This window comes from Binatus sp. (SeqCode) (genome assembly GCF_036522015.1).
Taxonomy (GTDB): Bacteria; Desulfobacterota; Binatia; order Binatales; family Binataceae; genus Binatus.
The window spans coordinates 1-10605 of the sequence record NZ_DATDGQ010000321.1 but is presented as its reverse complement, the minus strand read 5'-3'; the positions used below and the strand labels follow the sequence as shown (position 1 = coordinate 10605).

General features: G+C 62.5%; 14 protein-coding genes. 9 read left to right on the top strand and 5 right to left on the bottom strand.

Features of this window, described 5'->3' with window-relative positions; genetic code table 11:
• The 3 genes from VIW95_RS13620 to VIW95_RS13610 form a co-directional block, all read left to right on the top strand.
• The coding region (locus VIW95_RS13620) for a DegT/DnrJ/EryC1/StrS family aminotransferase (RefSeq protein WP_331587407.1) at nt 1-309 on the top strand (309 nt) is incomplete at its 5' end.
• Between the two features lie 15 nt (nt 310-324).
• On the top strand, nt 325-1266 hold the full coding sequence (locus VIW95_RS13615; protein WP_331587405.1) for a UDP-glucuronic acid decarboxylase family protein: 942 nt from the start codon (nt 325-327) through the stop codon (nt 1264-1266).
• 79 nt (nt 1267-1345) lie between these two features.
• Nucleotides 1346-1624, top strand: coding sequence for a hypothetical protein (locus tag VIW95_RS13610; RefSeq protein ID WP_331587403.1), 279 nt, complete (start codon nt 1346-1348; stop codon nt 1622-1624).
• Between the two features lie 77 nt (nt 1625-1701).
• On the opposite strand, the gene VIW95_RS13605 is transcribed toward VIW95_RS13610, so the two are convergent.
• A complete protein-coding gene (locus tag VIW95_RS13605; RefSeq protein WP_331587401.1) occupies nt 1702-2844 on the bottom strand; it encodes an acyl-CoA dehydrogenase family protein in 1143 nt (380 codons plus the stop codon).
• 152 nt (nt 2845-2996) lie between these two features.
• On the opposite strand from VIW95_RS13605, the gene VIW95_RS13600 reads away from it, so the two are divergent.
• The 5 genes from VIW95_RS13600 (at nt 2997) to VIW95_RS13580 (ending at nt 6723) form a co-directional block, all read left to right on the top strand.
• A complete protein-coding gene (locus tag VIW95_RS13600; protein WP_331587399.1) occupies nt 2997-3296 on the top strand; it encodes a putative quinol monooxygenase in 300 nt (99 codons plus the stop codon).
• An 87-nt stretch (nt 3297-3383) separates the two neighbouring features.
• Nucleotides 3384-4634 (top strand): DegT/DnrJ/EryC1/StrS family aminotransferase, encoded by a 1251-nt coding sequence (locus VIW95_RS13595; protein WP_331587397.1) that lies wholly within the window; start codon nt 3384-3386, stop codon nt 4632-4634.
• Nucleotides 4631-6010, top strand: coding sequence for a neutral/alkaline non-lysosomal ceramidase N-terminal domain-containing protein (locus VIW95_RS13590; protein WP_331587395.1), 1380 nt, complete (start codon nt 4631-4633; stop codon nt 6008-6010). The genes VIW95_RS13595 and VIW95_RS13590 overlap by 4 nt, the downstream gene beginning before the upstream one ends.
• A gap of 2 nt (nt 6011-6012) precedes the next feature.
• The gene (locus VIW95_RS13585; RefSeq protein ID WP_331587393.1) at nt 6013-6213 is read left to right on the top strand and encodes a rhodanese-like domain-containing protein; all 201 of its coding nucleotides are present in this window, start codon (nt 6013-6015) and stop codon (nt 6211-6213) included.
• 96 nt (nt 6214-6309) lie between these two features.
• Complete coding sequence (locus VIW95_RS13580; RefSeq protein WP_331587391.1) at nt 6310-6723, top strand: CBS domain-containing protein; 414 nt, start codon at nt 6310-6312, stop codon at nt 6721-6723.
• Nucleotides 6724-6837: 114 nt separating this feature from the next.
• Here the strand turns inward: VIW95_RS13580 and VIW95_RS13575 are convergent, their stop codons facing one another.
• Both VIW95_RS13575 and VIW95_RS13570 read right to left on the bottom strand, forming a co-directional pair.
• On the bottom strand, nt 6838-7329 hold the full coding sequence (locus tag VIW95_RS13575; protein ID WP_331587389.1) for a GNAT family N-acetyltransferase: 492 nt from the start codon (nt 7327-7329) through the stop codon (nt 6838-6840).
• Nucleotides 7330-7344: 15 nt separating this feature from the next.
• Nucleotides 7345-7575, bottom strand: coding sequence for a ferredoxin (locus tag VIW95_RS13570; protein WP_331587387.1), 231 nt, complete (start codon nt 7573-7575; stop codon nt 7345-7347).
• An 89-nt stretch (nt 7576-7664) separates the two neighbouring features.
• Between VIW95_RS13570 and acpS the strand changes: the two genes are divergently transcribed.
• Nucleotides 7665-8057, top strand: a complete 393-nt coding sequence (gene acpS / locus VIW95_RS13565) for a holo-ACP synthase (protein WP_331587385.1) — start codon at nt 7665-7667, stop codon at nt 8055-8057.
• A 22-nt stretch (nt 8058-8079) separates the two neighbouring features.
• Here the strand turns inward: acpS and VIW95_RS13560 are convergent, their stop codons facing one another.
• Both VIW95_RS13560 and VIW95_RS13555 read right to left on the bottom strand, forming a co-directional pair.
• Entirely contained in the window at nt 8080-9492 is a 1413-nt protein-coding gene (locus VIW95_RS13560; RefSeq protein ID WP_331587382.1) for a DUF4340 domain-containing protein, read from the bottom strand.
• A 29-nt stretch (nt 9493-9521) separates the two neighbouring features.
• A partial coding sequence (locus tag VIW95_RS13555; RefSeq protein WP_331587380.1) for a GldG family protein occupies nt 9522-10605 on the bottom strand: 1084 nt, incomplete at its 5' end.

The following is a 10605-nucleotide window of genomic DNA, read 5'->3' as shown; positions in this document are numbered from 1 at the left end:
GAGCCAGGCATCGAGCACGCCTGGCATCTCTACGTGCTGCGCATCCGTCCCGAGCGCCTCAAGCTCGGCCGCAATCAGTTCGTTGAGATTCTGCGCGAGCGCGGCGTCGGATGCTCGGTGCACTGCATCCCGCTGCACACGATGCACTACTATCAGCGCATGTACGGCTACCGCGACGGCGATTTTCCGGTCGCCGAAGACATCTTCAGCCGATGCTTGTCGCTGCCAATCTACGCCGCGATGACCGACGAGGATGTCGCTTACGTAATCGAAACCGTTCGCGCCATCGCGCGCGAAAATCGCCACTGACCCAGGAGAACAACCGTGCGTGTACTGGTAACCGGCGGCGCAGGATTCCTCGGCTCTCATCTATGTGAGCGCTTGCTCAACGACGGGAATGAAGTCATCTGCCTCGACAATTTTTTCAGCGGCAAGCGCGCCAACATTATGCACCTGCTCGGCAACCGCAATTTCGAATTCATCCGCCACGACGTGGTCGAGCCAATCCTGCTCGAAGTCGATCGCATCTTCAGCCTCGCCTGCCCCGCATCGCCGGTGCACTACCAGTACAACCCGGTGAAGACGATCAAGACCTCCGTGATGGGCACGATCAACATGCTGGGGCTGGCCAAGCGCGTGCACGCGCGCATCCTGCTCACCTCGACCAGCGAAGTTTACGGCGATCCCGAGGAGCATCCGCAAACCGAATCGTACTGGGGCAACGTCAATCCGATCGGCGTGCGCTCATGCTACGACGAGGGCAAGCGCGTCGCCGAATGCCTCATGATGGACTATCACCGGCAGAACAACGTCGACACCCGCATCGTGCGCATCTTCAACACTTACGGCCCGCGGATGGCCATCAACGACGGCCGCGTGGTTTCCAACTTCTGCGTCGCCGCATTGCGCGGCGAGAACCTCGAAATTTACGGCAACGGCAATTCGACACGCTCCTTTGCCTACGTTGACGACATCATCGACGCGCTCGTGCGCATGATGAATCAGGACACGCACATCGGCCCGGTGAACATCGGCAACCCGGACGAATTCACAATTGCGGAACTCGCCAAACTCGCCATCGAGCTGGCTGGCAGCTCGTCGAAGGTGGTGATCAAGAATCCGCGGGCCGACGATCCCGTCCGCCGCAAACCAAACATCGAGCTCGCCAAGAAAGTACTCGGATGGGAGCCGCGCATCGCACTCCGACCTGGCCTGGAAAAATCAATCGCGCACTTCCGCGAAATCCTCGGCCTCCCACATAAATAGCGCGCGCTTCCCGCTTGCGATTCCGGCAATCCGGCGACAAGATAAATGTAGTCCCGTCCGCGCGAGCCCGCGCCGCATCATGAATCGGAAGATTCCGTTAGCGCTCTCCATGCTTTTCTCCTGCGCGATCGCGTCATGCGCCGCGACACCGCCGCCGGCTCCTGCCCCTGACCCAATCGTCTACATGCCGCCCGATCCAAATCCGCCGCCGCCCGACGAATGGAACCTGCTGCCCGATCCAACCACCGGCCAGGTCGACGTCTATCACCAGGGCGGTTACGTCGGCTCCGTCACTGGCAACGAGCCCGCCGACGAAGACCCGCCAGTCCCGCATCCGGTCGCAACGCCTGCGGAATAAGCGTCCTTCTCAGTACTGGGTGCAGGGGTCACCCCTGCCCAAGGAAGCACGAAACCCACGGTGGGTTTCATTTCAATTCATTCTTTCAAAAGATTGCGCGCGATCACGACTCGTTGAATCTGCGACGTGCCCTCGTAAATCTGCAGCAACTTCGCATCACGCATCAACTTCTCGACCGGATACTCCTTCATGTAGCCGTAGCCGCCGAAAATCTGCACCGCGTTGGTCGTGATCTCCATCGTCGCGTCCGCGCTGAAAGCCTTCGCGTACGCGGAAATCGTGTTGGCGCCCTCGCCCTTATCGACCAGCCACGCCGCCTTGTACGTCAACAGGCGCATCGCTTCGATTTGGATCGCCATGTCGGCCATCATGAACTGGATCGCCTGGAAGTTTGCGATCGGCTGCCCGAACGCGTTGCGCTGCTTCGAATACTTGAGGCATTCGTCGAGCGCCCGCTGTGCAATTCCGATCGCGATCGCGCCGATCTCCGGCCGGCTGTGATCGAACGTCGCCATCGCGTACTTGAAACCCTCGCCCTCGCGCCCGACCAGCGCGCTGGCCGGAACGCGCACGTCCTCGTAAAAGATCTCACCGGTGTCCGCCGCGCGCTGCCCAAGCTTGCCATGCATTCGGTTGCGCGTGATTCCCGGCACGCTCGACGGAAACACGAAACACGAGATGCCCTTGTGCTTGAGCCGCTTGTCCGACGTCGCAAACGTGACGTACCAGTCCGCGCGCGAGCCGTTCGAGATGAAATGCTTGGTGCCGTTGATGATGAACTCGTCGCCCTCGCGCCGGTAGGTCGTGCTCATCGCGGCGACGTCCGAGCCCGCGCCCGGCTCCGTGATCGCGAACGCGCAGAACGTGAGCTTCTTCACCAACTGCCCGAGATAGGTGCGCTTCTGCTCGTCGTTGCCCGCGATCAGAATCGGCAGCGTCGCCAGGTCGTTGGCGCCCACCGCGTTGGAGATTCCCGCGCATCCATAGTTCAGCTCCTCGACGATCAGGCTGGTGTCGAGCACGCCGAGTCCAGGCCCGCCCAACTCTTTCGGCACGCCGAAGTTCATCAGGCCCGCGGCGAACGCTTTCTCGCACACGTCGACCGGAAAAATTTCCTTTTCGTCGTACTCGCGTGCGCGCGGAATTATTTCCTGCTCGGCAAACTTATGCGCCAGCTGTTTCAGTTCGCGCTGTTCGTCGGTCAAATCAAAACCAAGCATCTTCATATTCTCCAGTGATCGATCGTCGCCATTTGTGTTAGTCGACCAAGCGCCGCAAAGAAAGAGCACTACCCGACGCACGATTCGCCTTGAAAAACCGGCCGCATGTCGATACGAGGGTAGATGAGTTTAAAATTCGAAGGAGATACACCATGCCAATTACCGTGATTGCCAAACTGAAAGTACAGCCCGGCAAGGACACCGAGTTCGAGGCCGCCGCCAAGCAGATGATCGCAACGGTGAAAGAGTCCGAGCCCGGCACCGTCGCTTACATCCTGCACAAGAACACCAAGGACGCGACCGAGTTCATCTACTACGAGGTCTACCAGGACCAGGCCGCCCTCGACGCCCACGGCAAGACCGATCACATGAAAGCCTTCGGCGGAAAGATTGGATCTCTCCTGGCAGGCCGCCCGGAAATCGCGATCCTCCAGGAAGTCGCCCGTAAGTAAGAAGCAGCAACCTAACCTCTAACCCCCTTCCCATGATGGGAAGGGGGACCAGAACAGATTTCTTTAAACTTAAAGTGGTAGTTTAACTTGCCTTCCACGCTCGCAATTCTTGGCGGCCAGCCCCTTCGCACCCGACCCTTCCCGAAGTGGCCCGTCTTCGACGCCGGCGAACGGGCCCAACTCGAAGATGTCCTGACCTCGTCGAGCTGGGGCGGTCATCCCAGCCCCAATCGCAAAGCCGCCGAGTTCGCCGCCGCGTTCGCTGCGTATCAGGGCGCTCGCTTCGCCATCCCGACGACGTCCGGCACAAGCGCGCTCGAGGTCGCGCTCAAAGCGCTCGGCATCGGCGCTGGCGACGAGGTCATCGTCCCCGCGATCACATTCGCCGCGACCCCGTATGCCGCGGTCGCATGCATGGCGCGTCCTGTGTTCGCCGACGTCAGCGCCGCCGACGCATGCATCGATCCAAAATCCGTCGAGCACCTCATCACGCGCCGCACCAAGGCCATCATTCCCGTGCACTATGGCGCGCCGCTCGCCGATCTCGACACACTCGCGGAAATTTCGCGCGCGCATTCCATCCCGCTCGTCGAAGATTGTGCCCACGTCCCCGGCGCCCAATTCCGCGAGCGAGGCGTCGGCACTCACGGCGCTCTCGGATGCTTCAGTTTTCAGTCTTCCAAGCCGATGACCGCGGGCGAAGGCGGAATGATCACGACCGACGATCCCGATCTCGAGCAGCGATGCCAGTCGCTGATCAATTGTGGACGCCGTCGCCCCGATGACAATTTCGAAGGCCCGCTGATGGGCGCGAACTACCGGATGACGGAATGGCAATGCGGCATACTGCTCGCGCAACTCGCGCGCATTCCCGAACAGATCGAGCATAAGAGCCGCGCCGCCGTCCGCTTGCGCGAAGGACTCGTCGCAATCAAAGGACTGGCGCCGGTCGCGCGCGATCCACGCGTTACGCGCGAAGTCATCTACACGTTTGTATTTCTCGTCGATGAATCCGCGCTCGGCATGTCGCGCAATCGTTTCGTCCGCGCACTTCGCGCCGAGGGCATTCCGTGCGGCGTCGCCAACGACCCCGTCTATCGATCCGCCCTCTTCCCGCGCGAGTCCGCCGCCTACCGCAAAGCTTGCGAACTCGCCGGCGCCAATCCCGACAGTGTCCCGATAGACTGCCCCACCGCCGAACGCCTGTTCGAGCACTCGATCGTCTCGATACCGCACGAATGCCTACTCGGCGACGACTGCGACGTTGACGACATCATCGCCGCAGCTGCCAAAGTGGCTTCCAGAGCCACCGAACTGGCAGCTGCCAAATTGAAATGAGTCCCCTCTACGCCGGCGCCGCGCGCGTCAAGCTCGATCCGCCCGCGGGCCTCGCGATGCTCGGTTATGGCAATCGCGTCGGCCGCAACGCCGGCGTGCACGACGACCTCGCCGCGCAAGCGCTCGTGCTGCGCGGCGGTGCCGATGGCGCCGGCAATGCGAAAGTCGCAATCGTCGGCGTTGACGTGCTCGCGCTCGGAGCCCGCATCGCCGACGACATCCGCGCGCGGGTCGCCGCCGGCACCGACATTCCAGCCGATTCGATCCTGGTTTGCGCGACGCACACCCACTCCGCGCCTGCCTTCAACATCTTTGCGACGCCGCTCGCCGACGCGAAGCCCGCCGAAGGCCGCAACCTCGAATGGGAGCGCGCGCTGCCCGCAAAGATCGCAGACGCGATCGTTCAGGCCAACAAAAATCTCGAACCCGCGACGCTTCGCGCCGCCACCGCCCCGTTCACGCTCGGGATCAATCGCCGCCTGATGCGGCCGCAGCGGCAAATTCAGATCGCCGCGAATCGCTCCGGTCCGGCCGACGCCACGGCCCAGGTTCTCGGTGCATATCGCGCGGACGGAACTCCGATCGCGTTCCTTATGAACTATCCATGCCACGGCGTCGTGCTGTGCGAAGATAATCTGCTCTACTCGCGCGACTGGCCCGGATTCGCGATGGACGAAATCGAAGGTGCCAGCGGCTCCGCCGGCGGCCCGCGTCCGATCTCGATTTTCCTCCAGGGCGCGACCGGTAACATCGATCCGCGCAGCCGCGGTAACTTCGAAGTCGCGGAACAACACGGCCGCGCGATGGGCCGCGGCGCGCTCGACGCGCTCGAACACGCACCCTCGATTGCCAACTCAGCAATTGCCGCGCGCAGAATCGTGCTGAATCTCAAACTCAAAGATTTCAGCGACGACCTCGCGCTCGCGCGCGATTGCGCCGCGCAGACCCAGGCCTCGCTCGACAACCATCGCGGCGGCGACGGCTACCAATTGAAGCGCCTGCGCGACCACCATGCACAATCCCGCGCGGCGCTGGTCGCTCTGGAAGCCCTCGAGGAGCAAAATCGCCGCGACCGGCGCGTCGACCTGGCGCACTGCGAACTTGCCACTGCGATCACGGTCGTGACCGTCGGCGACCTCGCGATCGTCGGCATCCCCGGCGAACTGTTCGTCGAGCTCGGCCTCGCGCTGAAAGCAAACCCGTATTTCACAAAGACGTTGGTCGCCGGCTACTGCAACGATCTGATCGGATATATTCCCACCCGCGCCGCGTACCCCGAGGGCGGCTACGAAGTCGACACCGCGCGGGTCGCCGCCGGCAGCGGCGAGGCAATGGTCGGCACCGCCCTCTCCGCTCTCGCCGCGATACGCGCGTAGCAGTGCGTGAGATTCGACATCGCGAACTTCGCCGGATGCTCTCCGCCGGCGTGCAGATTGTCGATGCACTGGCGTCGCATGAGTACAACGCGGCGCACATCAGCGGCGCGATTCACATTCCGGTCGGGCGCATCCTGCCCGATGCGACTGCGTCGCTCGACCGCACGCGCCCCGTCGTCGTCTATTGCCGCGATTCCTTGTGAGACCTCAGCGCGCGAGCTGCGGCGCAGCTCGAACTGCTTGGCTTCACCGACGTCCGCCACTACTTCCGCGGCAAAGCCGATTGGATCGTCCGCGGATTGCCCACCGATCCGCCGGCTCCGTTCTCAGAGCGGATGCGAGCGTTTCCATATTTCGTGAACAGCCTGGCGCCCGGACTGCGCGCGTTCTGGGTCCATTGCACAGACCGCGTGCGCATCGACGAATTCATGCGCGACGACCTCATCCGTCTCGGCCCCAATGAAAGTGTCCCGCCCGCTTCTCCCGATTCTCCGACGCCGCGCGCCGTCGTGCTCAATACCGAAGGAGTCCTGCTCGGCGCGATCGAACAATCCGAAGCCGCGCCGCGCGCGCTTGATGCGATGAATCCGAACCCGCAAACAATCCGCCCCGATATGACGCAGCGCCTGGCGGCGAAACTCTTAAGGTCGAATCCGTACCTGATAGTGACGACCGAGAAGGGCAAATACCGGGGCCGCTATGTGGTGTCATAGATTCGGGGCTGAGGCAGAATCTTGAATCGCGCGCGAAAAATGCGCGCTGCATGAGGACCCTCACCTTCGATCCTCTCCCTTACAGGGAGAGGGGAAGAGGCAGAGGGACGGAAATTATCGCTCGATCACGCCGTCCGCCGAGATATCCAGGTGGTATGCAACCTCGCGGGCAAGCTCCTTGGGGCGCGCGCGATAGAACTCGACCTGCGGGACTCCTGGCAGGGCTGCGACGACATCGGCGACGGGAACCACAGCGAACCCATGCCGCGCGAAGAACTCGCCGGCGTCGGTACTGAACAAATACAAGTGACGCGCGCCTCGCGTGTGCGCTGCCTTGCGGGCCGCCGCGACCAGGGCGGCGCCGATCCCTCGCCGACGCATCGATTCGTCAACGTACAGCGAGCGTATCAGCGCCGCGTCGATTTTCGGCTCGACTCCGATCACTCCGATGGCGTCGTCGCCAAAGTACGCGACCAGGTAACACGCCGCGGGCCATTCGATTCTGTCGGTTGTCAGGCCGCCGCGCGCCAGCATCGCCCGCACCAGCGCGAAATCGCGCGTCTGCTCGATTACCAGTTCGCCTGCGCGATGCTTGCGTATCGCCATGCCGCCGTCCGCGAACTACTTTTTCAGCGGCGGGAAAAGCTGCAGGCGCGCTTCGTCAATCACTGTGATTGCCTTGACCGGACACGAACGCGCCGCCGCGACAATTACCGAGTCGCCGGCTCCCGTCGCGTTGACGACTTCGGACTTGCCTTCCGCGTCCAGTTGGAACACAGCCGGCGCCGTCTCGACGCAGTCGCCGCTGCCGATGCACCGAATCTTGTTCACCGTGATCGAAAGCTTTGCCATCGCTACCTCCACATTCTGAATGAACAATAGAATCCGCAACCAGCGCGCGCAATTGAATCCGTGCGCACCGCGGCTAATACTCGTTCGCGATGAGCCAGATCGCAGGCACCGGAATCGACGTCATCGAAGTCGATCGCATCGAGCGCGCACTCACGCGGCCCGCAACCGGCGAGCGTTTTCGCGCCCGCGTCTTCACTCCCGGCGAGGTCAAGTATTGCGAGTCGCGCGGGCGTCCGCGCTACCAGAGCTACGCCGCGCGCTTCGCCGCCAAGGAGGCGACGATGAAGGCGTTGGGCACGGGATGGAACCGCAACGTCGGATGGAGCGAAATTGAAGTCGTGCGCGAACGCGGCAAAGCGCCGACCATCGCGCTCTCAGGCAAGGCCGCCGCCTTCGCGCGGCGCAAACAAATCACGCGATTTCACCTGAGCATCACGCACACCGCCGCGCAGGCAATCGCGCACGTGATTGCTGAGACCTAAGCGGAATCCGGGGAACTAACCCCTATTTCGACGGCGGTGGCGGTTCCGGCGCCTTTGCCATGTACAACGGCGCCGGCTTGTTGAGTTGCTCGAAACTGAAACTGCTCAGCGCGTACACTGCCTTGCTGCCGCTTGAAGTCGCATAGTATTCCGTCCGCTGCGGCGGTTCGCCGGGAATTGGCGGAGCCGTTGGTTTGACGCTGATCTTCGCGAGCTTGACCGTGCTGAGGTCTTTGCCGTCCTTGCCGATGAGCGTAATTTCCAGCGCGGGATTATCGAGCCCGAACGGCTGCGCGCTTGGCATCGGATCGGCGACGATCGATTCGCCCTTCAGATCGCGGAACTGATTGAGCATGCGCTCGACGACCGGAGTATCGCCCTCCGAGGTCTTGCCGCCGACGATCACGTCCCACTTGCCGACCGGCGCGCGCTTGATCGTGAACTCGCCGTCACCGTTTTTCACCTTGACGGTCTCGACCGTCTCGGGATCGACTTTCACGATCGTCTTGTCGCGAAAATCCAGCGGCGACTTGTCCAGGCTGGTCATCACGTATTCGGCCACGGCGTAAACCGGCGCGCGCTCTCCGCGACGCACATAGATTCCGCTCTTGCCCTGCTCGTTCTGCTTGAACCCAAACAGCATCGATTGCTGCTCGCCGTTCTTGAGCACCACCGTTGCCGCCAGATGCGGTTTTTCAAGCCCGTATTGATTGACGTTACCGGGCGCATCGGCGACGAAGTCCGACGCACGAGCGTTCACCAGCGTGCCAAGCGCCATCCGGACCGCGGTGTCGTCGGCCGGCGCCGGCGCGGGCTTGACGATCTTCCAGTTGTCGCCGTCGCGATCGATCTCGACCGTCTCTCCATTGTCGCGCGCGATTGTCAGCTTCTGAACGTCGTCGAGCTTGAACGCCATCAGGTCACGGACGCGCAAATCGTTGACCGTCTTGTTCATCCCGGAAGAGAACGCGCCTTCCGTCAGCAGCACCGCGGGACTGTTGGCGAGCCGGACGTAGGTGTTGAACCCGATCGGCGTCGATTTCCCCACTTCGATCGCCGGCACTGCTTTGTGGTCGAAGGTCGTGACGATGACGGTCGTGGTCGGAGGCTTGAGCCCGAATGGCGCAAGGTCGGCTGGTTTGTCATCCACGGTGCGAACGAGGACGCCTTCGGCGATTGCACGCGCGAGATTGTTGGCCTGCGCCTGGTCGGCATCCGCGCCGACCGGCTTTACCAGGCGCCACGGTTTGCCCTGGTCGCGCTCGAGCACGATGTCGCGGTCGGAATACTTGAGTTCGATTTTCGCGATATCGTCCTGCTTGACGGCGAGCAGCTTCTTCGTCGCCTCCGTCTCCGAATAATGGCTGACGACAAAGGCGTAGCCGCCTACGATAGCGAACAGGACGAGAACGATAATGGTGTTGCGCAGCCGCATGGGGGGTCAAGTCGCAGTCGGATGACGCCTCAGTTGCGCCGCTCCCACCACACCACGATTCCGGCAATCAGCAGCATCTCGGGCAGCAGCAGCACAGCGAACGCGAATACGATCGAGAACTGCCCCTCGGTCAGACGGAAGCGCGACGCGCGAATCGAGCGCGGCCTGATCGAGATCGAGTTTTCCTCGCCCGTCAGCCAGTCGGCGCTGTTGATGAAAAAGTCGCGGTTGAAGAACTGCGTCACGTATTGATTGTCGGCGAACTCGGCGCTGCCGTACACGACCACGCGCGCATCGCCCTTCCCCCAGCCGAGTTGCTCGAGGTTGCCGTCCACCGCCATCACCACCGTGATCGGGCCGCGCGTGTCCTTGGCGCTGAGTTCGGCCTTCTGCTGGCGGAACAGCGTGTCGAGATCGACTTCCGCCCACGACGTGTCGCTGGTCATCGCGATCGGCGTCACGGCCAGCCCGGGTTTCAGATTGGGCTCGGCGGCGAGCGATCGCGCCATCGGGAACATGGTGCGCTGCTTGAAGTCCTTGGTAATCGGATGCTCGCCGTAGTTCTGCACGAAAGGATTGAGCCCGAGCGCGGGGCCCTCGAAGAGGCGAACCACCTGGTCCACCACGATATCGTTGCCGACCTTGACGCCCCAATCGCCCGCCAGCTTCACCATCGCCGTCTCGTCGATCGGATTGTCGGGACGCTGCGGTCGATACATCGCAATCATGCGCCCGCCGTGTTTCAGGTAGTCATTCAACGCATCGATCTCATGCTGGCCAAGAGGCTTGATCGGTCCCGCGACGACGACCAGGTTCGCGTCGTCCGGCACCTTGGGCAATTGCGCAAGCTCGAGCTTGCGAACCTCGTAGCCCTCGCCTTCCAGATCTTTTTTGATAGTGCCGTAGCCGTTCTGTCCTTCGGCGTCGTCGGGGTCGGCCTCGCCGTGTCCGTCGAGGAACTCGATTACCTTTTTGGTGCTCTTGGTCGCGCGGATGATCGCGTTGGTCAGCGACTCCTCGCTGAGATCGGTGACGTTGGTGCCCTCGCCGCTATCGGCGCCGCCGTACTGCAGATGCGTGGTGCCCATCACCGACACCTTGAAACGCTCGGCG